Genomic DNA, 22,638 nt, shown 5'->3' with positions numbered 1-22,638 from the left:
CTCAGCCACCGGGTCGGGCCCGCCGGTGACAGCGGACCCGACCCGTCGACCCTGGGTCAGCCGGCTTCGATGATCATGCCAGCGGCGGCGGTCCGGTTCGTCGACTCGTCGATCAGGATGAAACCGCCGGTGGTCCGGTTACGCCGGTACTCGTCGGTGAGCAGCGGGACCGTGGTCCGGAAGGTGACCCGACCGATGTCGTTGAGGCCGAGCTGGCTGGCCGCCTCGTCGCGGTGCAACGTGTTGACGTCCAGCCGGTACTGCACGCCACGGACCACGGCGCGGGCGCTGCGGGTGGTGTGCTTGATGGCGTACTTGCCGCCCAACTGCAGCGGCCGCGTCTCGTCCATCCAGCAGATCATCGCCTCGACGTCCTGAGCCGGGGTGGGCGCGTTGTGCGGCCGGCAGATCAGGTCGCCCCGGGAGATGTCCAGCTCGTCGGTGAGCCGTACGGTCACCGACATCGGCGGGAACGCCTCGTCGACCGGGCCGTCGGCGGTCTCGATGCTGGCGATCGTGCTGGTCAGCCCGGACGGCAGCACCATCACCTCGTCGCCGGGCTTGAGCACCCCGGAGGCGACCTGGCCGGCGTAGCCACGGTAGTCGGTGACGGTGGTCGACTGCGGCCGGATCACGTACTGCACCGGGAACCGTACGTCGACCAGGTTGCGGTCGGAGGCGATGTGCACGTGCTCCAGGTGGTGCAGCAGCGACGGTCCTTCGTACCAGGGGCTGCGCTCGGACCGGGTGGCGATGTTGTCACCGTTCAACGCCGAGATCGGGATGACCGACAGATCGGGCACCTCCAGCTTGGCGGCGAACGTGGTGAACTCGTCGGCGATCGCCTCGAAAATCGACTGGTCCCAGTCGACCAGGTCCATCTTGTTGACGCAGAGCACCAGGTGCGGCACCCGCAGCAGCGAGCAGAGGAAGGCATGCCGGCGGGACTGCTCGACCAGACCCTTGCGGGCGTCGACCAGGATCAGCGCCAGGTCGGCAGTGGAGGCACCGGTGACCATGTTGCGGGTGTACTGGGTGTGCCCGGGGGTGTCGGCGATGATGAACTTTCGCCGCGGGGTGGCGAAGTAGCGGTACGCCACGTCGATGGTGATGCCCTGCTCCCGCTCGGCGCGCAGGCCGTCGGTGAGCAGCGCCAGGTTGGTGTACTCGTCGCCCCGGGCCGCACTGACCGCCTCGACCGCTTCCAGCTGGTCGGTGAAGAGCGACTTGGTGTCGTAGAGCAGCCGACCGATGAGGGTCGACTTGCCGTCGTCGACGCTGCCGGCGGTGGCGAACCGCAGCAGGTCCATGGTCCGGGTGGTGGGGGCGTCAGCCGTCACCGTCATCAGAAGTAGCCCTCCCGCTTGCGGTCTTCCATGGCGGCCTCACTGACCCGGTCGTCGCCCCGGGTGGCCCCGCGTTCGGTGATCCGGGTCGCGGCGACCTCGTCGATCACCTTCTCGACGGTGTCCGCCGGGGAGCGGACCGCCGCTGTGCAGGAGGCGTCGCCGACGGTACGGTACCGAACCTTCTCGACGAACGGCGTCTCGCCGGAGCGGGGCTGGATGAACTCGTTGACCGCGTACAGCATGCCGTCGCGCTCGATCACCTCGCGCTCGTGGGCGAAGTAGATCGGTGGCAGCTCGATCCGCTCCCGCGCGATGTAGTGCCAGACGTCCAGCTCGGTCCAGTTGGACAGCGGGAAGACCCGGATCGACTCGCTTGGGTGGTGCCGGCCGTTGTACAGCGACCACAGCTCGGGGCGCTGGTTCTTCGGGTCCCACTGGCCGAACTCGTCGCGGAACGAGAAGACCCGCTCCTTGGCCCGGGCCTTCTCCTCGTCCCGGCGGGCCCCGCCGAACAGGGCGTCGAACCGGTACTTTTCGACCGCGGCCAGCAGCACCGGGGTCTGGATGCGGTTGCGCATCCCGTCCGGCGACTCGCGGACCAGCCCCGATTCCAGGGCTTCCGGCACGCTGGCGACGACCAGCTGCAGGCCGAGCTCGTCGACCCGGCGGTCCCGGTAGTCGAGCACCTCTTGGAAGTTGTGCCCAGTGTCGACGTGCATCACCGGGAACGGGATCCGGGCCGGGGCGAACGCCTTCTGCGCCAGTCGCAGCATGACGATCGAGTCCTTGCCGCCGGAGAAGAGCAGCACCGGCCGCTCCAGCTCGGCGACGACCTCGCGCATGACGAAGATGCTCTCCGCCTCCAGCGCGTCGAGGTGGGAGACGCGGTACGCGGTCGCGTTGGTCATCACACCCACCCCTGGTTGTGGGTCATCCGAAGCTTGGTCATCCGAATACCAGACCTTTCCGGTTGGCAAGCTGGAGATAGAGGGTCAGGATACCTGCAGATGCTGTCGCAACGCTGCGAGCAGTTTGCTGGCAAGATCCCGTCGGCAGACCACCAAATCTGGCAGCCGCGGGTTGGCCTCGTTGTATTGCAGCGCAGATCCGTCGATCCGGGAAGCGTGCAGACCGGTGGCGGTCGCCACGGCGACCGGCGCGGCCGAGTCCCACTCGTACTGGCCGCCGGCGTGCACGTAGGCGTCGGCGTCGCCGGCGATCACCGCGGCGATCTTGGCACCGGCTGAGCCCATCGGCACCAGCTCGGCACCGAGCTGCTCGGCGAGGGCGGTGACGAAGGCCGGTGGCCGGCTGCGGCTGGCGGCCAGCCGGATCGCGCCGCCGGCCGACGCCGCCGCCGGCATCGGCGGGTACGGCGGCGGGTGCTCGGTGCTGATCGTGCGGTGCTGGGCGGGCAGTCCCACCGCGCCGGCGACCAGCCGGTGCGGGGTGGAGCCGCTGCGGGACCAGAGCGCCACGTGCACCGCCCAGTCGGCGCGGCCCTCCTCGGAGAACTCCCGGGTGCCGTCGAGCGGGTCGATGATCCACACCCGGTCGGCGGTGAGCCGGGACGGCCCGGCGTCCGTCGAGATCTCGGCGTCCGGGTCCGGCAGCGCCTGGCGGGCGCCGTCGTCCTCCTCCGACAGCACCGCGTCCGCCGGCCGCCAGCGGGCCAGCTCGGTACGGAGCAGGTCGTGGGAGACCTTGTCACCGGCTGCCTTGAGCGCGGTCGGGTCGGCGTACCCCAGCTCCTCACGGACCTGGAGCAGCGACTCGCCGGCGCGCCCGGCGAGCCATCGGGCGAATGCGGCATCGGTTACCGGCGGCGTGCTCATCTGGCTCCTCTCGTACCTGCCCGGCGGACGCCGGGCCGTCCACCGGAATCCACGGGCGGTGTTCTGCCCGGTTCACGATCCAGCTGTCCCAGATGTAACGCCACAGCCGCCGCTCAGCTGCTGTGGTACGTGTTCTGGGCCCACTCGAGCCCCCGGACGACCACCGCTTCCACCAGGTCAGCGGCCCGATCGACGAGAAAGTCGAGTTCCTTGCGTTCAGTTGTCGAGAAATCTGACAAAACATAATCTGCTGGATCCTGTCGACCGGGCGGACGCCCGATCCCGAACCTGACCCGCAGGTACTCCTTGCTGCCGAGCGACCGGGACATGGAGCGCAGCCCGTTGTGGCCGCCCTCTCCACCGCCCTGCTTCACCCGCAGTCGACCGTAGTCGATATCCAGCTCGTCGTGCACTGTGACGATCTGCTCGACCGGCACCTTGTAGAACTTCGCCAACGCGGCCACCGGGCCGCCGGAGAGGTTCATGTACGTCAGCGGCTTCGCCAGCACCAGCTTCGGGCCGCCCAGGCCGAGTCGCCCCTCGCCGGACTCGGCCGCCGCCCTACGGTGCCGGCTCAACCGGACACCCAGCCGACCGGCGAGCAGGTCCGCGACCATGAACCCGACGTTGTGCCGGTTGCGGGCGTACTCCCGGCCCGGGTTACCCAGCCCCACGACCAGCCACGGCGCCGTCTCCACCACACCTCCTGAAACGGATCAAGGCGTCACGCCGCGGCAGGGCCGGCAGCGGGACGCCCGGATCGTCGAACGGCAGGTCAGACCGGCTGCTCCGCGGCGCCCTCGGCGACGGGCTCCTCGGCCGTCTCCTCGCCGGTCTGGGCGGCGGTCGGTGCGGCGGAGATCACCACGAGCACGGTCGTCGGGTCGACGGCCAGCTCGACCCCGCCCGGCAGCTGAACGTCGCCAGCGGTGACGTGCGAACCGGGCTCCAAGCCCTCGATCGAGACCTCCAGCGACTCCGGCACCCGGGTCGCCTCGGCGCTGACCGACAGCGTGTCGTGCTCGTGCATCACCAGGGTGCCCTTGGCCGGCTCGCCGGCCAGTTGCACCGGGATGTCCACGGTGACCTTCTCACCACGGCGGACCAGCAGCAGGTCGACGTGCTCGAAGGTGTCCTTGACCGGGTCACGCTGGATCGCCTTGGTCAACGCCAGCGCCTGGGTGCCGTCGGTGATGTCGATGGCGAACAGCTGGTTGGCGCCACCGTGCCGGATAGCGGCGGCGAACTCACGGGCGGGCAGCGCGATGTGCTTGGGCTTCTCGCCGTGGCCGTACAGCACGGCGGGCACCTTGCCGGCCCGGCGGGTACGGCGGGCACCACCCTTACCGAACTCGGTGCGGGGCTCGGCGCTGATCTTTACCTCGGACACGGGAGTACTCCTGGAGTTTCGGCAGTGCGTGCGGGGGAACCTGATCCGGCTCCGGAGAGACGGACGCGATGTCGGCGGTGCCGGGCGAAGGGGCACGCTGGGCGCTCGTCCAACTGGGCAGTGCCCGGAGCACCGCGTCGATCACGGTGCTCCGGGCGGCAGCGCTTCGTCAGCAGCGGCCCGCAGGGCACCCTCGCCGTGGCAACCGCACCAGTCTACCCGAGGCTGGTGAACAGATTCAGCCAGTACCCCTGTCCCTGTGCGGGCGGCCCAGCCCGCAGGCGCGGGCCATGAATCAGCTCAGCCCGCCGAACAGCGTCGTCACCGAGCCGTCGTCGAAGACCTCGCGGATCGCCCGGGCCAACAGCGGCGCGATGGACAGTACGGTGAGTTTGTCCAACTGCTTCTCCGCGGGCAACGGCAGGGTGTTGGTCACCACCACCTCGCTGATCCGGCTGTTCTTCAACCGCTCGGTCGCCGGGTCGGACAGCAACGCGTGGGTGGCCGCCACCGCGATGTCCGACGCACCCGCGTCGTAGAGGATCTCCGCCGCCTTGGTGATCGTCCCACCGGTGTCGATCATGTCGTCGACGATCAGGCAGACCCGGCCCTCGACGTCGCCGACCACCCGGTTCGCCACCACCTGGTTCGGCTTGAGCGGGTCCCGGGTCTTGTGAATGAAGGCCAGCGGGCAGCCGCCGAGCCGGTCGGTCCAGCGCTCGGCCACCCGGACCCGGCCGGAGTCCGGCGCGACCACGGTCATCGGCCGCCCGGCGAACCGGCTCTCGACGTAGCCGGCCAGGATGTCCATCGCGAAGAGGTGGTCGACCGGGCCGTCGAAGAAGCCCTGGATCTGCGCGGTGTGTAGATCGACGGTGAGGATCCGGTCCGCGCCGGCGGTGCGCAGCAGGTCGGCGATCAGCCGGGCGGAGATCGGCTCCCGGCCGCGGTGCTTCTTGTCCTGACGCGAGTACGGGTAGAACGGCAGCACCACGGTGATCCGCTTGGCCGAGCCACGTTTCAGCGCGTCGATCATGATCAGGGTCTCCATCACCCAGCGGTTGACACCGTGGGTGACCGACTGGACGACGAACGCGTCCGAGCCGCGGACCGACTCCTTGTACCGGACGAAGATCTCGCCGTTGGAGAACTCGTACGAGTCGGCCGGGGTGGGTGCGATGCCGAGCACTTCACCGATCTCCTCGGCAAGCTCGGGGAAACCCCGGCCGGTGAAAAGCATCAGGCTCTTGCGGTTCTCGGCGACGATGCTGCCCATCGAGACGTCTGCTCCCGTCAGGGTGGTTGCGGACGCCGACCTGGCTGGGCCGTGCGCCGCTGGACTAGTCAGACGCAGTATCTCCCGGAACCGGGTCAGTGGCACCGTGATGGTGGGCCGCTTCACCGTTCCCAGCCCCGACCTGCCCGTTCCCGGCGTCGGCCGGCCCGTTCCCGGCACCGACCGTACCGGCCGTGGCGCGTTCGGCGGCCGTCGCGGCGGCGGTGCCCGGCCGGCGGGACCGCACCCAGCCGTCGACCGTGCGCTGCTGGGCCCGGGTGACGGCGAGCGCGCCGGGCGGCACGTCCCGGTTCACCACGCTGCCTGCTCCGACGTACGCACCGGCGCCGATCTCGACCGGGGCGATCAGGCTGCTGTCACAGCCGACGAAGGCGGACTCCCCCACTGTGGTGTGGCTCTTGTGCACCCCGTCGTAGTTGACGAAGATCGTCGCCGCACCAATGTTGGCCCGGGCGCCGATCGTGGCGTCCCCGACGTAACTCAGATGCGGCACCTTGGCGCCCGCGCCAATCTGCGACTTCTTCACCTCGACGAAGGTGCCGACCTTGGCCCGCTCGTCGAGCTGGGCGTCCGGGCGCAGATAGGCGTACGGCCCGACGCTCGCGCCGGCGCCGATCCGGGCCTGCACGGCGTGCGACCGCAGCACGGTCGCGCCCGCGCCGACGGCGGTGTCGATCAGCGTGACGTCCGGCCCGACGGTGGCCTCGGCACCGACCGTGCTGGTGCCGTACAGCTGGGTGTTCTGCTCGACGACGGCGTCGCGTTCCAGGTGCACTGTCACGTCGATCCAGGTGGTGGCCGGGTCGAGGATGCTCACCCCGGCGCGCATCCAGCCCTCGTTGACCCGGTCGGCGAGCAGCCGGCGCAGCCGGGCCAGCTCCACCCGGTCGTTGCAGCCCAGGGTCTCGGTCACGTCGGTGGCGATGTGCACGCCGACCGGTGCTCCGGCGGCGGCGAGCAGGCCGACGGCGTCGGTCAGGTACTCCTCGCCCTGGTCGTTGTCGGTGGTGAGCTTGCCGAGCGCGTCGCGCAGTCCGGCCGCGTCGAAGGCGTAGATCCCGGCGTTGATCTCGCGGATCCGGCGCTGCTCCGGGCTGGCGTCGCGCTCCTCGACGATGCGTTCCAGGCCGCCGGTTGGGTCGCGGACGATCCGGCCCAGCCCGGTTGGGTCGGCGACCTCGGCGGTCAGGACGGTGGCGGCCGCCCCGGCCGACTCGTGCGCCTCGATCAGCTCGGCCACCGTCTCCGGGCGCAGCAGCGGCACGTCGCCGTTGAGCACCACGACCGTGCCGGTGGCGTCGGGCGCGGCCGCCATCGCCAGCCGGACCGCGTGCCCGGTGCCGTGCTGCTCGGCCTGCAGCACCGGTACGGCCGCCGGGGCGATCTCCGACAGGTGGGCGGTGACCTGCTCGGCGCGGTGTCCGACGACGACCAGGGTGCGCTCGGCGGCGGCGGCCGTGGCGGCGGCGAGGACGTGCCCGACCAGGGTCCGGCCGAGCAGCGGGTGCAGCACCTTGGGTAGCGCCGATTTCATCCGCTTGCCTTCGCCGGCAGCGAGGACGACCACGGTACGGGACCGGGGCTGGATCACGAGAAATGCTCCCGTCAGGGCGGCGGCACGTTCTACTTGACCAGACGAGACATTCAGCGTCACGACAGCGAGGCTGAGTGCCACGGGAAGCTCGGCCGCTAGGACTCGAACCTAGAATATCGGGACCAAAACCCGAGGTGTTGCCAATTACACCACGGCCGATCGTGCTACGGAGACAGCCTAGCGTGCCGGGCGGAGTCCGGCGTACTCCCGTCGCCCGGCACGGGCGGGCCGGGTGGACACGCACGCCGACCCGGCTCCGGAACTCGACCGTAGAAAACTACGGCTCCGTAGGTTACGGTGACGTAGGCGTAAGTTCCCGTTCTTTCACCGCTGGCCGCCGCACCGGCTGGAACGCCCCGGCGCACCGCGGTCGAACCGTCACCGCTGCGAGGTGCCATGTCAACCGCCCTACTCGAGCCACCACAGACCAACCCCGGACCCGCCCCCAAGCCGCTGACCGTCGGCAAACAGTCGATCGGTGTGCTGATCGTCCTCGGTGCCTTCGTGACCGTCCCGTTCCTGGCGCTGATCGCCGCCGTACCGGTCGCCTGGGGCGGCTGGCTGGGCTGGACCGACGTCGCCATCGGGCTGGTCTTCTACGTGGTGGCCGGACTGGGCATCACCGTCGGGTTCCACCGGTACTTCACCCACGGCTCGTTCAAGGCGAAGCGGTGGCTGCGGATCACCCTGGCGCTCGCCGGCTCGCTGGCGATCGAGGGCAACGTGATCCAGTGGGTCGCCGACCACCGCCGCCACCACGCCTTCAGCGACATCGAAGGTGACCCGCACTCCCCCTGGCGGTTCGGCACCAGCGTCTGGGGGCTGACCAAGGGCCTGCTCTACGCCCACGTCGGCTGGTTGTTCCACCGGGACCTGACCAACCAGAAGCGGTTCACCCCCGACCTGCTCGCCGACAAGGACATCCGTCGCATCGACCAGTTCTTCCCGGCGCTGGTCGTGTTCACCATGCTCGCCCCGGCCGCGATCGGCGGCCTGGTCACCTGGTCCTGGCAGGGTGCGCTGACCGCGTTCTTCTGGGCCGGCCTGGTCCGGGTGGCGATGCTGCACCACATCACCTGGTCGATCAACTCGGTCTGCCACGTCTACGGGGAACGGCCGTTCGAGGTGCGGCAGGGCGACAAGGCGTCGAACTTCTGGCCGCTGGCCATCCTGTCCTTCGGCGAGAGCTGGCACAACCTGCACCACGCCGACCCTACCTGCGCACGGCACGGCGTACTGCGCGGGCAGATCGACATCTCCGCGCGGGTGATCTGGCTGCTGGAGAAGACCGGCGCGGTCTCCAACGTCCGCTGGCCGAAGCCCGATCGGATCGCGGCCAAGCTGGTCAAGCCGGCCGGCTGAGCCGGTCCGCGGCCGGTACGGTTACCCACCGGGTCGGTGCGGGCACCGACCCGGTGGCCCGGCACTGGCAGGATGAGCCAAGTGACGGACAACCCAACCACCAACGGTGACCCTTCACCGGGCGGCACACCGGCACCGCCACCACCACCGGCGGTGCCGGCCAAATCGAACTCCCGGGTCCGCATGTCGGCCGCGCAGCGGCGGGAACAGCTGATCACCATCGGGCGGCAGCTCTTCGCCGAACGGGGGTTCGACGCCACCTCCATCGAGGAGGTCGCCTCCCGGGCGAAGGTATCCAAGCCGGTGGTGTACGAACACTTCGGCGGCAAGGAAGGGCTGTACGCGGTCGTGGTGGACCGGGAGGTCCGCGCCCTGCTCGACCGGATCACCAACGCGCTGACCGCCGGGCACCCACGGGAGCTGCTGGAGCAGGCCGCGCTGGCGCTACTGGACTATATCGAGGCGGAGACGAACGGCTTCCGGGTGCTGGTGCGCGAATCGCCGCTGCTGTCGGCCGCCGGCAACTTCTCCAGCGTGATGAACGACGTGGCGCACCAGGTGGAGCACATCCTCGGTGCCGAGTTCAAGAGCCGGGGGTACGACCCGAAGCTCGCCGAGCTGTACTCCCAGGCGCTGGTCGGGATGGTCGCGCTGACCGGGCGCTGGTGGCTGGAGGTACGCAAGCCGCGCAAGGAGACGGTCGCCGCGCACCTGGTCAACCTGGCCTGGAACGGCCTGTCCCACCTGGAAGCGAAACCCACCCTGCTGACCCGACGCCGCAACCACTGACCGCCGGGTCAGGTCGGGTCTGGGTACGCTCACCGCCGGGCCCGCTCGGCCGGTCGGTGCGCGCCGCGCCGGTAGCGTTCCTCGTCGCCGGCCGCCTCGACCGGCCCCACCTTGTCGTACAGGCCGGTGGCCAGGAAGACCAGCCCGAAGATCAGCGACACGATCACCGTCGACATCGAGAAGTTCAGGAAGTTGGCGTCGGTCTGCAGCAGGGCCATCATCAGCAGGCCGGTGACCATGAAGACCACCGCGATGGTGAGGTTGGCAAGGTGCCCGGCCCGGCCGCCGATGATCGCCCCGATCAGGATCAGCCCGCCGTAGACGATCGAGGAGATTGAGAACGCGAGGTTGGTGCGCAGCCCGAGCACCCAGACGTCGTCCCGGGCAAAAAGCGGATCACCCCAGGTCGCCACCGTTCCGACGATGCCGAAGATCAGCACGTAGAGGCCGGTCAGCCCGGCGATCGTCCGGTAGACCGGCCGCAGCGGGTGATTGACCGGGATGTGCGCCATGGCTGCCGCTCCTGTCGCCGACCAGGGGCCCGCGTCGCGGCGACGCGGGCGTCTTTCCCCGGATTCTCCCGCCGGGAGTGGGCTGCGCGCAGCAGAACCGACCGGTAGGCGGCCGCAGGACCAGGTCAGAGCACCAGCCGGCCGTCCCGCCACGCCTGGGCCTCCTGCTCGGTGCCGGTCCGGCCGTACATGGCGGCCATCAGCAGCACCAGGCCGATGACCATCACGACCAGGCAGGTGCTCACCGTGAAGTTGAGGAAGTTGGCGTCGGTGCGCAGCACCGCCAACTCGGCCAGGCTCAACGCCATCAGACCGTACGCCAGCACCTTGTTGATCGCCGTGTCGATGTTGCGGCCGAGCCCCACGCCGGCCAGTACGGCCACGCCCAGCACCAGACACAGCCCGGAAAAGCCGAGGTTGGCGCCCTGACCGAGCACCCGGCTGTCGTTCTGCGCGAAGAGGGCGTCACCGCTGGTGACGATGATCCCGACGACACCGAAGATCACCAGGTAGAGGCCGGTCAGCGCGGCGACCGCCCGGTAGATCGGCCGGGCGGGGTGGTTGACGGGGGTGTGCATGGGGTCTGCTCCAACGCCGACGGGGGGTGGTCGCCGACGATTGTCGCTCATCGCCCGCGACCAGCGGGGGGTGGCCCCGGCCACCTGCCGTCTAACTCACCTGCTCGGCCAGGGCAAGCCACTGCTCCTCGGTGCGGCTGCGCTGCGCCTGTACCTCACGTAGTCGGGCATCCAGCTCGGCGAGCCGGTTGAAGTCGGTGGCATGCCGGGCCAGCTCTTCGTGCAGCGCTGCCTCTTGCTGCTCCAGCTTGCCGACCTGGCGCTCCAGCCGGGCCAGCTCCTTGCGGGCCGCCCGCAGGTCACCGGCGGACAGCCCGCCACCGGCGGCGTCACCCACCGACCGATCGCCGGCCCCCGCCGGGCCGGCCGTACCCGAACCGGCCGGCCGAGCCGCCCCGGAGCCGGCACCGGCGGCCCGCGCCGCCCCGGCACCGGCGGCGCCGCCGGCTCGGGCCAGGTACTCGTCGACTCCGCCCGGCAGGTGCACCAGCCGGCCGTCGCCGAACATGCCGTACGCCTCGTCGGTGACCCGCTCGATCAGGTACCGGTCGTGGCTGGCCACGATCAGCGTGCCCGGCCACGAGTCGAGCAGGTCCTCAAGCGCCGTCAGGGTGTCGGTGTCCAGGTCGTTGGTGGGCTCGTCGAGCAGCAGCACGTTCGGCTCGGCGGCCAGCAGTCGCAGCAGCTGCAGCCGGCGACGCTCGCCACCGGACAGATCTCCGACCGGGGTCCACAGCCGTCGGTCGGTGAAGCCGAACATCTCCGCGAACTGGGTGGCGGCCAACTCCCGGTCGCCGAACACCACCCGGCGCGCGACCTCCTCCACCGCCTCCAGCACCCGCAGCTCGCTGGGCAGTTCGGCCAGCTCCTGGGACAGGAACGCCGGCCGGACCGTCGCCCCGGTGATCACCCGGCCCTGCTGCGGGGCGCGGACCCCGGCCAGCAGCCGCAGCAGTGTGGTCTTGCCGGCCCCGTTGGCGCCGACGATCGCGCACCGGTCCCCCGGACCGATCTGCCAGGTCAGCCCGTCGAGGATCAGCTTGTCCCCGGCGTACGCGGTGACCTCGTCCAGCTCGTAGACCTGCTTGCCGAGCCGGGCGGTGGCCAGCCGGTGCAGCGACACGGTGTCGCGCGGCGGCGGCACGTCGGCGATCAGCGCGTTCGCCGCCTCGATCCGGAAGCGCGGTTTGGAGGTACGGGCCGGCGGGCCACGGCGCAGCCAGGCGATCTCCTTACGCAGCAGGTTCTGCCGGCGGGCCTCGGTGGCCGCCGCGACCCGCTCCCGTTCGGCGCGGGCCAGCGTCCAGGCGGCGAACCCGCCCTCGTAGGCGCGGACTGTCTGGTCGGCGACCTCCCAGGTGTCGGTGCAGACCTCGTCGAGGAACCACCGGTCGTGGGTGACCACCACCAGCGCGCCCCGGCGACGCTGCACCAGGTACGCGGCGAGCCAGGCCACCCCGGCGACGTCCAGATGGTTGGTCGGTTCGTCCAGGATCAGCAGCTCGGCCGGACGGATCAGCAACGCGGCCAGGGCGATCCGGCGCCGCTCGCCGCCGGACATCGGCCCGACCGGCTGGTCCAGGCCGAGGTGCGGCATGCCGAGACCGTCCAGGACGGTACGCACCCCGGCGTCGCCGGCCCACTCGTGCTCGGCGCCGAACCCCTCGGCCAGCCACCCGGTGCCGAGCACCACGTCCCGTACGGTGGCGTCGCCAGCCAGCTCGAGCGTCTGGGGCAGCGCGGCGACCCGCAGGTCCCGGCGGTGGGTGACCCGCCCGGCGTCGGGTTCCTCGGCCTTGGTGAGCAGCCGCAGCAGGGTCGATTTGCCGGCACCGTTGAGACCGACGACGCCGATCCGGTCGCTGTCGTCCAGGCCCAGCGAGACCTCGGTGAGCAACTGCCCGACTGCGCCGTAGCCCTTGGACACCCGGTCCAGATTGACGATGTTCACCATCAGACCAGCCTCGCCCCGGCGACGGCGCCGTGCGCGAGGTGTACGTCCCGGCAGACCCCGGCGTCGTCGAGCGCGGCCGCGACGGTGCCCGCACCGGCCGCGTCCGCCGCCAGAAAGACACAGGTCGGGCCGGACCCGGAGACCATGCCGGCCAGCGCCCCGGCGGCCACCCCGGTGGCCAGCACCTGCTTGATCGCCGGACGCATGGACAGCGCGGCCGGCTCGAGATCGTTGCCGAGCGCGCCGGCCAGCACCTGCGGATCCCGCTGGCGCAGCGCGGCCAGCAGCTCGTCGGCGGCGCCGACCGGCGGCGGCGCCGCACCGGCCGCCCGCAGCCGGTCCAGCTCGGCGTACACCTCGGGGGTGGACAGGCCGCCGTCGGCGACCGCGACGACCCAGTGCCAGGTGGTGGGTCGGGCCAGCACCGGGCTGATCGCCTCGCCCCTGCCGGTGCCCAGCGCGGTGCCGCCGTGCAGCAGGAACGGCACGTCCGAGCCGAGGCCGGCGGCCAGCCCGGCCAGGTCGTCACGGGACAGCCCGGTCCCCCACAGTTCGTCGCAGGCGACCAGCGCGGCGGCGGCGTCCGCGCTGCCGCCGGCCAGGCCGGCGGCGAGCGGGATCTGCTTGCGCAGGTGCAGTCGGGCGTGCGCGGGGATCCGGGCGTGCGCGGCCAGCGCCCGGGCGGCGCGCAGCACCAGGTTGGAGTCGTCCAGCGCCAGCTCGCCGGTGCCCTCACCGTCCATGGTCAGGATCAGGGTGTCGGCCCGCCGGGCGGTCAGTTCGTCGTAGAGCGCGATCGCGTGGTAGACGGTGCTCACCTCGTGGTAGCCGTCCGGCCGGAGCGGGCCGACGGCCAACCGCAGGTTGATCTTGGCTGGCACCCGTACCTTGACCGAGTTGCGCGCGCCGCGACGGAAACCGTCGTCCTCGTCGCCCGGCCGCCACGCCTCGGTCACCGGGAAATACCCCGGCTGAGGTGGGCCGCGCGGGTACCTCTCATCACGATCACGGGCGCCAGCCTACTCGGCCACCGTTTCGGCCAGCGGCGCCGCCGCAGCGATCGCCGCGAACTGCGCCACGGTCAACGCCTCGCCCCGCGCACCCGGGTCAACCCCGGCCATGGCCAGCACCTCCGCCGCCCGGTCCGCCCCGCCGGCCCAGCCGGCCAGCGCCGCCCGCAGCGTCTTGCGGCGCTGCGCGAACGCGGCGTCCACCACGGCGAAGACCCGCCGCCGGAACCCGTCCACCGGCTGCCCCGCCGGCACCGACGGTGGCTCCCGGCTGGTGAACGCGACCAGCCCGGAGTCGACGTTGGGCACCGGCCAGAACACGCTCGGCGGGACCCGACCCGCGGTGCGGGCGGCGGCGTACCAGGCCAGCTTCACCGACGGTACGCCGTACGTGCGCGAGCCCGGACCGGCGACCAGCCGGTCGGCCACCTCCTTCTGCACCATCACCAGCCCCTGCCGCAGGCTGGGCAGCTCGGCGAGCAGGTGCAGCACCACCGGCACCGCCACGTTGTACGGCAGGTTGGCCACCAGCGCGGTCGGCTTGGGCCCGCCGAGGCCGGCGGCGGTGATCCGCAGCGCGTCGGCGGTGTGCACGGTCAGCCGGGCGAGGTCACCGCCGCAGCCGGCGACGGTCGGCGGCAGCGCGCCGGCCAGCACCGGATCGATCTCCACCGCGTGCAGGTGGCGTACCTGGTCGAGCAGGCCAAGGGTCAGCGAGCCGAGCCCGGGGCCGACCTCCAGCACCACCGCGTCCGGTGGCAGATCGGCGGCGGACACGATCCGCCGGACCGTGTTCGGGTCGTGCACGAAGTTCTGCCCGAGCCGTTTGGTGGGCGCTACCGCCAGCCGGCCGGCCAGCTCCCGGATCTGCGCCGGGCCGAGCAGCTCGGTCACCGGCTCACCACGGCCCGAACACCCGGTCACCGGTGGCCGAGATCGCGGCGCACAGCTCGGCCAGGTCGGTGCCGGTGACCTCGGCCAGCAGCCGGACGGTGTGCGGGATCAGGTAGGAGGCGTTCGGCCGGCCCCGGTGCGGCATCGGCGTCAGGTACGGTGCGTCGGTCTCCACCAGCATCTGCTCGACCGGCGTCACGGCGGCTGCGGCGCGCAGCCCGGCGGCGTTGCCGAAGGTGACCGTACCGGCGAAGCTGAGCACGAAGCCGCGCCGGACGCAGTCGGCGGCGAAATCCGCGTCGCCGGAGAAGCAATGCATCACCACGGTCTGCGGGGCGCCTTCGGAGTCGAGCACCCGCAGCACGTCGGCGTGCGCGTCCCGGTCGTGGATCACCAGCGGCTTGCCGTACCGCTTGGCGATCGCGATGTGCGCCCGGAAGCTGGCCTGCTGCGCGACGAGTCCGTCCGGCCCGGTCCGGAAGTGGTCCAGCCCGGTCTCGCCGACGCCGCACACCCGGTCGGCGGCGGCCAGCGCCTCGATCTCGCGCAGCGCCTCATCCAGGTCGGTCAGTCGGGGTGCCTCGTTGGGATGCAGGGCGACCGTGGCGACCACCGCCGGCGATCGCGTGGCGAGGTCCGCGCCCCAGCGCGACGACTCCAGGTCGACACCGACCTGGACCAGCCGGTCGACGCCGACCGACGCGGCCCGGGCGATCAGGGTGGCCACCGGGTCACCGCTGTCCCGGCCGGGCACCGCCGGTTCGGCGACGGTCAGGTCCAGGTGGGTGTGGCTGTCGATCACCGGTACGGGCAGCGGGTCGGGTGGCGGCGGGAACTCCCCGGCCCGGCGGGCGGCCCGCTGCCGGCGGGTCTCGGCTGGCTGCGTCATCATCGGACAGCATCACACGTCCCGGTCCGGCCGGTTCACCGGCCCACCCGGGCGGCGTCGCCGATGCCCCGGCCGGCCGGCACGTCCGCTTCGAGGGGGCGGTCTACCCGGCTGAGGAGCTGCCAGCTGGGCGGACGTGCACCAGCTGAGCCAGACGCCGACGGCCGCCGATCACCCGGCGATCACCGTGGTCCGGCGCACGGTCCAGCGTGGCACCCGGATGAGGAAGGTTCTCTCCGGCCGGCAGGTGGCCGGATTCCGCCCACAGCGCACGCGGCAGGCCGGCCGCCGGCCCCTGGCTGACCACGAAGACGTTCTGCGGCCCGATCGGCATGATCAGGCCGAGGCCGAGCAGCAACCCGGCCAGGTAGTCGGTCACCGGTCAGCCGGTGAGTCGGGCCAGCTCCTCGTCGACGATCGACTCGTCGAGCTTGCGGAACACCGGCTTCGGCGCGGCCAGCGGCCGACCGACCTCGACCGGAGTGGACTCCCACCGGGCACCGTCGCGGTAGTCGCCGGTGAGGATCGGGTAGGCCGGCCCGACGTCGAGGTCGTCAACCTCGACGATCCGGGGCATCGGCGCGTGTACGCCGGTGCCGCCGAGCAGCTCGTGGATCTTCTGCGCCGAGTGCGGCAGGAACGGGGTGAGCAGGGTGTTCGCGTCGGCGACCACCTGCAGGGCGACGTGCAGGACGGTGCCCATCCGGGGCTTGTCCGCCTCGCCCTTGAGCTTCCACGGGGCCTGGTCGGACAGGTACCGGTTGGCCTCGGCGACCACCCGCATCGCCGCACCGATGGCCTGCTTCTGCCGGTGCCGTTCGATCAGCGCGCCGACCGTGCCGAACGCGGCCCGGCTGGTCGCCAGCAGCGCTTCGTCGGCGGCGGTCAGCCCGGCCGGGTCGACCGGCGGGATGGCGCCGAAGTTCTTGGCGGCCATCGAGATCGACCGGTTGACCAGGTTGCCCCAGTCGTTGACCAGCTCGTCGTTGTTGCGGCGCCGGAACTCGGCCCAGGTGAAGTCGGTGTCCTGGCTCTCCGGACCGGCTACGGCGATGAAGTAGCGCAGCGCGTCGGCGTCGTAGCGGGCCAGGAAGTCCCGCACGTAGATGACCACCTGGCGGGAGGAGGAGAATTTGCGCCCCTCCATGGTCAGGAACTCGCTGGAAACCACCTCGGTGGGCAGGTTGAGCCGACCGAGCCGACCGGGCTCGCCGCCGTGGTCGCCCTCGCCGGAGTAGCCGAGCAGCAGCGACGGCCAGATCACCGAGTGGAAGACGATGTTGTCCTTGCCCATGAAGTAGTAGCCACGGGCGTCCTCGCCGTCGGTGTCCGCGATCCACCAGCGGCGCCAGGCGTCCGGGTCACCGGACCGCCGGGCCCACTCGATCGAGGCGGAGAGGTAGCCGATCACCGCGTCGAACCAGACGTAGATCCGCTTGTCGCCGCGCTCGCGCCAGCCGTCCAGCGGAATCGGCACGCCCCACTCCAGGTCCCGGGTGATCGCCCGGGGCTGCAGGTCGTCGAGCAGGTTGCGGGAGAACCGCAGCACGTTGGGCCGCCAGCCGTCGCGGGTGTCCAGCCACTTGCCGAGTGCCTGGGCGAACGCCGGCAGGTCGAGGAAAAAGTGCTCGGTCTCGACGAAGTTCGGCGTCTCCCCGTCGATCTTGGAGCGCGGTTCGATCAGCTGGACCGGGTCGAGCTGGTTGCCGCAGTTGTCGCACTGGTCGCCCCGGGCGGCGTCGTAGCCACAGATCGGGCAGGTGCCCTCGATGTAGCGGTCCGGCAGGGTGCGACCGGTCGATGGGGAGATCGCGCCGAGGGTGGTCTCCGCAACGATGTAGCCGTTGCGGTGCAACGTCTCGAACAGCTCCTGGACCACCCGGTAGTGGTTGCCGGTGGTGGTCCGGGTGAACAGGTCGTAGGACAGACCGAGCCCGTGCAGGTCCTCGACGATCACCCGGTTGTACCGGTCGGCCAGCTCGCGCGGCTTGAGCCCTTCGCTGTCGGCCTGCACCTGGATCGGCGTGCCGTGCTCGTCGGTGCCGGAGATCATGAGCACGTCGTGACCGGCCATCCGCATGTACCGGCTGAACACGTCGGAGGGCACCCCGAAACCGGAGACGTGGCCGATGTGGCGGGGCCCGTTGGCGTAGGGCCAGGCGACCGCCGCGAGAACGTGACTCATGCGACCAGCCTAGTTAGTGTCACCAGGCGTACGCGAACGGGTTGCCGAGCCGCCCGACGGAGCGCGACACGCCCGGAGGGGTTCGCCCCGGCTTCACGTACCGGGGTGTGGAATGGCGAGGTGACCGGGGAACCCAGCATGCCGGAGTCCGACGGGCCGACGACCGCCCGGCCCACCCGGGAGCCGGCGAGCGCTCCCGGGCAGCGTCGGCGGCGGCCGAGCCCCTGGGCGACTACCGGGCCGGAGGGCACCTGGTGGCACGGCGGCGAATCAGCCGCCGCCCAACCGGCCACGCCGGTGACCCCGGACGCCGACGAGCCGGCCGACACCGGCGCACCAGCCGACACGGACACACCAGCGGACACCGGCGGACCGGCCGACACCCGCGAACCGGGTGCCGGCGCAGCGACCCGGGACGGCAGACCGGTGCGGACCGTGACACCGGTAGCGGAGCGGCCGCTGGATCGCCCGGTCGCCCAGCAGCGGCGGACGCGGACCCGGCGGACCCGGCGGCCGGCGACCGGCATCGCCTGGATCGTGGTCGTCGCGGCGGCGGCGGCGTTCCTCGGCTGGGTCAGCGCCGAACCGCTGTGGCTGGCCGTCGGCCGGGGCGTCCCCGGCACCGCCACGGTCACCGACTGCACCGGCGACGGGTTGGGCCGACGGTGTCTCGGCGAGTTCGCCGCACAGACCGGCTTCACCGTCGACCAGGTACGGCTGTTCGGCGTACCGCCGGTGGACCAGGCCGTCGGCGCCGAGCTGACCGCCCGGATGTTGCACCGGGAACGGGACACCGCGTACGTCGTGGCCGATCTGGTCGTGCTGCACCTGCGGTGGTCGGTCGGCTGGGGGCTGACCGTGCTGCTCGGCGTACTGCTGATCTGGGGCAGCGGTGCCCGCCGGCTGGCCAGCGCGGCGGCCCGCCGGGGCGCCACGGTCGCCGCGTTGCTGGCACCGGTCCTGCTGGCCGCCGGGTTTCTGGCCGCCGCCTGGAGCGTCTGACATCGACCGACCGGGGCACGACGGCGACCACCCGAGGACACAAAGCATCGACGACCCGAAATATATTCTTCGGCGGGGAGGTCCCGCGACATCGGGCGGCGGCCTACGATCACGGGGTGATCTCGGCGGCAGACTCGGATGCGGCAAGCGGTGAACCAGCGGTGACGGTGACAGCGGACCGGCCGGTCCGTCCACCGGACGCCGGCCCGACGGGCCCCCACCCGGGCGGCACCGGGGCGTCGGGGCCGTCGGGGCCGACCGGCGGGGTCGGGCTGCCGGCCGTGGTCCGCCGCCGGCTGGCACCGCTGGACAACTGGCTGGAGCCGTGGTCCTGGCTGGCCACCGCCGTGGTGGTGACCATCGCCGGCGTACTGCGGCTGGTCAACCTGAGCCACCCGCCGGGCCTGATCTTCGACGAGCTCTACTACGCCAACGAGGCCAACGAGCTGCGCCAGTACGGCTTCGAGTGGGACGAGACCAACAACACCCCGGCGTACGTGGTGCATCCGCCGCTCGGCAAGTGGATCATCTCGCTCGGCGTCCGCTTGTTCGACTTCACCGAGTTCGGCTGGCGGATCTCGGCGGCAGTGGTCGGCATCCTGATGGTGCTGATCATCACCCGGACGGCTCGGCGGTTGTTCCGCTCCACGGTCCTCGGCTGCACGGCCGGGCTGCTGCTCGCCCTGGACGGCTTCCATCTGGTGCTGTCCCGGACCGCCCTGCTCGACATCTTCCTCGCGTTCTTCGTGCTCGCTGCCTTCGCCGCGCTGGTCGTCGACCGGGACTGGAGTCGGCGGCGGTGGCTGCGGGCGGTCGACGCCGGGCTCGACCCGACTCTGCCGGGCCGGGCCGGCCGACCGCCGTTCGCCGTACCGTGGTGGCGGCTGATCGCGGCCCTGCTGCTCGGCTGCGGTCTCGCCGTCAAGTGGAGCGCGCTGTGGTTCATCCCGGTGTTCGGCCTGCTGGTGATCTGGTGGGAGGCCGGTGCCCGCCGGTCCGCCGGGGTCCGCCGGCCGTGGCTGGACGCGGTGCTCGGCGAGATCGGCTGGCTGGTCCTCGGCGGGGTGCTGATCCTCGGCACCTACCTCGCCAGCTGGTCGGGCTGGCTGGCGACCGACGGCGGCTACCTGCGGCACTGGCGGGCGGACAACGGCATGTCCGAGGCGCCGGTCATCGGCGCCCTGCAGAACCTCTGGCACTACCACACCCAGGCGTACGGCTTCCACAGCACATTGGAGACGGAGCACCGCTACCAGTCGTGGCCGTGGCAGTGGCTGCTGCTGGGCCGCCCGGTCGCCTTCCACTGGACCGACCAGACCGCCTGCGGAGCACCCAGCTGCGCCGAGGAGGTACTGCTGCTCGGCACTCCGCTGCTGTGGTGGTCGTTCCTGCCGGCCCTGGCTGCGCTGGTCTGGCTCGGTATCGCCCGGCGGGACTGGCGGGCCGGTGCGATCCTCGCCGGAGTGACCGCCGGGCTGCTGCCGTGGTTCTACTACGCCACCGAGGGCCGGACGATGTTCTCCTTCTACACCGCGCCGGCGCTGCCGTTCCTGATCCTCGCGGTGACCTATGTGCTCGGCGCGATCGTCACACCGTCGGGTGGGACGGCGGTCGCCGATCCGGCCGGCAACGACCGGCGGTTGGTCGGCGCGGTGGTCGCCGGCACCTACGTTCTGCTGGTCGCCGTCTGCTTCGCGTACTTCTACCCGATCTTCGTCGGTGAGCCGCTGCCGTACGAGGACTGGTCGGCGCGGATGTGGCTCGGCGGGCGCTGGATCTGACCATCGCGCCGGCTGCTCCCGGCCCGCTGCCCGTCCGGTGGTCGACGACCGCCAGACGGGTGCCGTCAGCCGATCATGGACGCTCCCGGCCCAAGTCTCCACTGTGATCAGTAGCGTCGGCTGAGACAGCAGGTGGGCGAGGGTGCCGGAGAGTGTTGAAAGACAAAAGAAGCGCGCCCCGATCGCCTGCCACGGGGGAAGCGGGCGATAGGGGCGCGCGTGAAAAGCTTAACCAGGTCGACCCCTGCCGCACAACGGGCCAGGCAAGGCTAGTTTGCGGTTCAGCACGGAACGGAACAACCACCAAAAGCGACATCCACTGTCATAGTCAGCGAAAGCGGCGGCGGAGACTGCGTCGGTTCTGCCCCGGCGCGCTGCGGTCGATCCGGCGAAGCGCCAGCTCCGAGTCACGGCGACGCTGATCAGCCAGATCACTGAAGGTCAGCACCAGGCCGCGTACCCCCGGCACCCGCCGCAGATCCCGGCACCGCACCTCGAGCAGCACATGGCTGCCGTCCGGCCGGCGCAGCACCCACTGGTCACCCACCGCCGAACCGTCGTCCCGGTCACCGGCCGCGCCGAGGGTCCGGGACACCTGCGCATGATCGGCGGGGTGCACCAGGTCCCGCCAGTCGGCGAGGACCGCCGGCTCGAGGCCGAACAACCGGCTGCACGGCGGACTCGCGTACCGGATCCGGTCGTCCGCTCCGACGATCACCACCGCGTCGCCGGCGGTGCCCGCGACCAGATTGAGGTAGCGGTCCCGGTCCCGCCGGGCGGCCTCCTCGGTCGCGGCGATCCGGTGCAGGGCCAGCGCCGCCTGAGCGACGACCACCTCGATCGCGTCCCGACAGGCGGCCAGCACCCCGCCCGCCGCCCCGACCAGCAGCGCGGTACCGGTCCCGGCGGACGGGGCCGGCGCGGCCAGGCCGGCCACCAGGGCGGCCGGTGCCGGGGTGAGCCGGTCAGCCAGGTCGGGATGCAACAGCCGGGTCGGCATGATCCGGGTACGCCGCCGCGCCGCGTCCACCGGCAACGGGTCGCCGACGACGACCTGTGGCTGCCAGTCGGCCACCGACTCCGGGTCGGACGGCTCGCCGCCGGCCCCCGCCACCGGGCGACGCACGGCGAACAGGATCTGATGATCAGTCCCGGCCGGCAGCAGCTCACCGACCGACCGGCGGACCATCTCGGCCACCTGCGCGGTCGTGGTGGCCGACAGCAGCCGCATCCCGGCGCTGCGCAGTGACCGTTCCCGGTGCACCGCGGCCCGGTGCCCGGTCACCGAATCGACCACCCGGGTCACCGCGAGCAACATGGTGAGACCGGCCGCCGCAGCGGTGACCAGCCCGTCGGGCAGCTCGGCCGGCTCTGCGGCGAACGCCTGGATCACCAGCAGGAACGGCACGGTCAGACAGGTGATCGTCAACAGACCGACCCGCATCGCGACGATGTCGTCCGGGCCCGGATCGGACCGGGTGGCCAGCCGGGCCATGTTCGGATGCAGGGCGGCGACCCCCCAACTGACGTAGAAGACGTACCAGCCGAGTTCGGCCGGGTGCCCCGGCTGCCAGCCGCCGTTGAGTTCGGCGGTCGCGTACCAGACGTCGGCGGCGAACATGCTGGTCGCGCCGACGGCCAGCCCGATCACCGTCGGATCCCGCCAGGCGGCGGCCGCCAGCCGCAGCATCACCACGACGACCAGCACCCCACCGAGGCCCTGTACGGCCAGCAGTGCCTTCTCCGTCGCCGGCAGAGCCACATCGGTGACCGCCGGGCCGACCACCAGGGTCCAGGTGACCAGGCCGGTCATCACGACCAGCACCAGCGTGTCCAGCAGAGCGGACCGGTCCCGCGACGCCGCCGTGATCCGGGTCAGGCTGAGCACCCCGGCGGCGAGCAGACCGAAAGTCGCCAGGTAGGCGAGGTCGGCGATCAGCGACAGAACGTCGCCGGTGGCGCCCACCGTACGCCGCGACAGCTCGTAGTGGACATCGCCGACCGCCAACGCCCCGGCACCACCGGCCAGCAGCAGCCAGGGAAGCCGACGAGGCGGCCGGTGCCGGTGGATTCCCCAACCGACCGCGGTCACGCTGACGACGCCGATCGCCCCCCACCAGGCGGCGGCGACAGCCGGGGCCCCGAAGACCGCCGCGCCGAGGACAGCCTGCACCGCGAGGTAACCGGTCAGGACGCGCCGTGGCACCGGGACTCCTC

The 22,638-nt window shown here is 71.6% G+C and carries 20 protein-coding genes and 1 tRNA gene; 4 read left to right on the top strand and 17 right to left on the bottom strand.

All coding sequences use genetic code 11. The features are described from left to right. Positions 1-56: 56 nt before the first annotated feature. The 8 genes from ACFHWS_RS22830 to ACFHWS_RS22795 form a co-directional block, all read right to left on the bottom strand. Complete coding sequence (locus ACFHWS_RS22830; protein ID WP_416556905.1) at positions 57-1,346, bottom strand: sulfate adenylyltransferase subunit 1; 1,290 nt, start codon at positions 1,344-1,346, stop codon at positions 57-59. After that, on the bottom strand, positions 1,346-2,257 hold the full coding sequence (gene cysD / locus ACFHWS_RS22825; protein WP_416556904.1) for a sulfate adenylyltransferase subunit CysD: 912 nt from the start codon (positions 2,255-2,257) through the stop codon (positions 1,346-1,348). Before cysD ends, ACFHWS_RS22830 begins: the two co-directional genes overlap by 1 nt. 84 nt (positions 2,258-2,341) lie before the next feature. Continuing rightward, positions 2,342-3,184 carry a 3'(2'),5'-bisphosphate nucleotidase CysQ gene (locus ACFHWS_RS22820; RefSeq protein WP_416556903.1) on the bottom strand — a complete coding sequence of 281 codons (843 nt, stop codon included), beginning with the start codon at positions 3,182-3,184 and terminating at the stop codon, positions 2,342-2,344. A gap of 113 nt (positions 3,185-3,297) precedes the next feature. Further along, a complete protein-coding gene (gene pth / locus ACFHWS_RS22815; RefSeq protein WP_416556902.1) occupies positions 3,298-3,885 on the bottom strand; it encodes an aminoacyl-tRNA hydrolase in 588 nt (195 codons plus the stop codon). Positions 3,886-3,959: 74 nt separating this feature from the next. Continuing rightward, a complete protein-coding gene (locus ACFHWS_RS22810; protein ID WP_416556901.1) occupies positions 3,960-4,574 on the bottom strand; it encodes a 50S ribosomal protein L25/general stress protein Ctc in 615 nt (204 codons plus the stop codon). Between the two features lie 295 nt (positions 4,575-4,869). Next, entirely contained in the window at positions 4,870-5,850 is a 981-nt protein-coding gene (locus ACFHWS_RS22805; protein ID WP_416556900.1) for a ribose-phosphate diphosphokinase, read from the bottom strand. Between the two features lie 64 nt (positions 5,851-5,914). Then, positions 5,915-7,405, bottom strand: a complete 1,491-nt coding sequence (glmU, locus tag ACFHWS_RS22800) for a bifunctional UDP-N-acetylglucosamine diphosphorylase/glucosamine-1-phosphate N-acetyltransferase GlmU (protein WP_416556920.1) — start codon at positions 7,403-7,405, stop codon at positions 5,915-5,917. Between the two features lie 147 nt (positions 7,406-7,552). Continuing rightward, positions 7,553-7,624: transfer RNA gene (locus tag ACFHWS_RS22795), tRNA-Gln, on the bottom strand. A 237-nt stretch (positions 7,625-7,861) separates the two neighbouring features. Here ACFHWS_RS22795 and ACFHWS_RS22790 point away from each other — a divergent pair. After that, positions 7,862-8,827, top strand: coding sequence for an acyl-CoA desaturase (locus ACFHWS_RS22790; protein ID WP_416556899.1), 966 nt, complete (start codon positions 7,862-7,864; stop codon positions 8,825-8,827). 183 nt (positions 8,828-9,010) lie between these two features. Beyond that, positions 9,011-9,616 (top strand): TetR/AcrR family transcriptional regulator, encoded by a 606-nt coding sequence (locus ACFHWS_RS22785; protein ID WP_281555416.1) that lies wholly within the window; start codon positions 9,011-9,013, stop codon positions 9,614-9,616. Between the two features lie 29 nt (positions 9,617-9,645). Here ACFHWS_RS22785 and ACFHWS_RS22780 read toward each other — a convergent pair whose 3' ends face one another. The 8 genes from ACFHWS_RS22780 to metG form a co-directional block, all read right to left on the bottom strand. Beyond that, positions 9,646-10,128 (bottom strand): DUF4383 domain-containing protein, encoded by a 483-nt coding sequence (locus ACFHWS_RS22780; protein WP_416556898.1) that lies wholly within the window; start codon positions 10,126-10,128, stop codon positions 9,646-9,648. A gap of 125 nt (positions 10,129-10,253) precedes the next feature. Continuing rightward, complete coding sequence (locus ACFHWS_RS22775) at positions 10,254-10,706, bottom strand: DUF4383 domain-containing protein (protein WP_416556897.1); 453 nt, start codon at positions 10,704-10,706, stop codon at positions 10,254-10,256. A gap of 91 nt (positions 10,707-10,797) precedes the next feature. Beyond that, positions 10,798-12,660 (bottom strand): ABC-F family ATP-binding cassette domain-containing protein, encoded by a 1,863-nt coding sequence (locus tag ACFHWS_RS22770; RefSeq protein ID WP_416568998.1) that lies wholly within the window; start codon positions 12,658-12,660, stop codon positions 10,798-10,800. Continuing rightward, entirely contained in the window at positions 12,660-13,616 is a 957-nt protein-coding gene (locus ACFHWS_RS22765; protein ID WP_416568997.1) for a 4-(cytidine 5'-diphospho)-2-C-methyl-D-erythritol kinase, read from the bottom strand. Before ACFHWS_RS22765 ends, ACFHWS_RS22770 begins: the two co-directional genes overlap by 1 nt. Before the next feature lie 63 nt (positions 13,617-13,679). After that, the gene (gene rsmA, locus ACFHWS_RS22760) at positions 13,680-14,564 is read right to left on the bottom strand and encodes a 16S rRNA (adenine(1518)-N(6)/adenine(1519)-N(6))-dimethyltransferase RsmA (protein ID WP_416568996.1); all 885 of its coding nucleotides are present in this window, start codon (positions 14,562-14,564) and stop codon (positions 13,680-13,682) included. A gap of 4 nt (positions 14,565-14,568) precedes the next feature. Continuing rightward, entirely contained in the window at positions 14,569-15,453 is an 885-nt protein-coding gene (locus ACFHWS_RS22755; protein WP_416569013.1) for a TatD family hydrolase, read from the bottom strand. Positions 15,454-15,556: 103 nt separating this feature from the next. After that, complete coding sequence (locus ACFHWS_RS22750; protein WP_416556892.1) at positions 15,557-15,832, bottom strand: hypothetical protein; 276 nt, start codon at positions 15,830-15,832, stop codon at positions 15,557-15,559. A gap of 3 nt (positions 15,833-15,835) precedes the next feature. Further along, the gene (metG, locus tag ACFHWS_RS22745; RefSeq protein ID WP_416568995.1) at positions 15,836-17,638 is read right to left on the bottom strand and encodes a methionine--tRNA ligase; all 1,803 of its coding nucleotides are present in this window, start codon (positions 17,636-17,638) and stop codon (positions 15,836-15,838) included. A gap of 120 nt (positions 17,639-17,758) precedes the next feature. Between metG and ACFHWS_RS22740 the strand changes: the two genes are divergently transcribed. Continuing rightward, positions 17,759-18,640 carry a hypothetical protein gene (locus ACFHWS_RS22740; RefSeq protein WP_416556890.1) on the top strand — a complete coding sequence of 294 codons (882 nt, stop codon included), beginning with the start codon at positions 17,759-17,761 and terminating at the stop codon, positions 18,638-18,640. A 167-nt stretch (positions 18,641-18,807) separates the two neighbouring features. Further along, complete coding sequence (locus ACFHWS_RS22735; RefSeq protein ID WP_416569012.1) at positions 18,808-20,421, top strand: dolichyl-phosphate-mannose--protein mannosyltransferase; 1,614 nt, start codon at positions 18,808-18,810, stop codon at positions 20,419-20,421. A gap of 328 nt (positions 20,422-20,749) precedes the next feature. Here the strand turns inward: ACFHWS_RS22735 and ACFHWS_RS22730 are convergent, their stop codons facing one another. After that, complete coding sequence (locus ACFHWS_RS22730; protein ID WP_416568994.1) at positions 20,750-22,627, bottom strand: PAS domain S-box protein; 1,878 nt, start codon at positions 22,625-22,627, stop codon at positions 20,750-20,752. Between the last annotated feature and the right edge of the window lie 11 nt (positions 22,628-22,638).

It is taken from the genome of Micromonospora sp. LOL_013, assembly GCF_048060315.1.
Taxonomy (GTDB): Bacteria; Actinomycetota; Actinomycetes; order Mycobacteriales; family Micromonosporaceae; genus Micromonospora_E.
The sequence above is the reverse complement of the archived record's forward strand: the minus strand, read 5'-3'. Positions and strand labels throughout refer to the sequence as shown.

What these genes read in the sequence shown, in the direction of transcription:
- ACFHWS_RS22805 (WP_416556900.1), bottom strand. Translation starts at nt 5,850, where the DNA reads ATGGGCAGCATCGTCGCCGAGAACCGCAAGAGCCTGATGCTTTTCACC.
- ACFHWS_RS22755 (WP_416569013.1), bottom strand. Translation starts at nt 15,453, where the DNA reads ATGACGCAGCCAGCCGAGACCCGCCGGCAGCGGGCCGCCCGCCGGGCC.
- ACFHWS_RS22775 (WP_416556897.1), bottom strand. Translation starts at nt 10,706, where the DNA reads ATGCACACCCCCGTCAACCACCCCGCCCGGCCGATCTACCGGGCGGTC.
- ACFHWS_RS22790 (WP_416556899.1), top strand. Translation starts at nt 7,862, where the DNA reads ATGTCAACCGCCCTACTCGAGCCACCACAGACCAACCCCGGACCCGCC.
- cysD (WP_416556904.1), bottom strand. Translation starts at nt 2,257, where the DNA reads ATGACCAACGCGACCGCGTACCGCGTCTCCCACCTCGACGCGCTGGAG.
- ACFHWS_RS22820 (WP_416556903.1), bottom strand. Translation starts at nt 3,184, where the DNA reads ATGAGCACGCCGCCGGTAACCGATGCCGCATTCGCCCGATGGCTCGCC.
- ACFHWS_RS22780 (WP_416556898.1), bottom strand. Translation starts at nt 10,128, where the DNA reads ATGGCGCACATCCCGGTCAATCACCCGCTGCGGCCGGTCTACCGGACG.
- metG (WP_416568995.1), bottom strand. Translation starts at nt 17,638, where the DNA reads ATGAGTCACGTTCTCGCGGCGGTCGCCTGGCCCTACGCCAACGGGCCC.
- ACFHWS_RS22785 (WP_281555416.1), top strand. Translation starts at nt 9,011, where the DNA reads ATGTCGGCCGCGCAGCGGCGGGAACAGCTGATCACCATCGGGCGGCAG.
- glmU (WP_416556920.1), bottom strand. Translation starts at nt 7,405, where the DNA reads ATGAAATCGGCGCTACCCAAGGTGCTGCACCCGCTGCTCGGCCGGACC.
- ACFHWS_RS22830 (WP_416556905.1), bottom strand. Translation starts at nt 1,346, where the DNA reads ATGACGGTGACGGCTGACGCCCCCACCACCCGGACCATGGACCTGCTG.
- ACFHWS_RS22770 (WP_416568998.1), bottom strand. Translation starts at nt 12,660, where the DNA reads ATGGTGAACATCGTCAATCTGGACCGGGTGTCCAAGGGCTACGGCGCA.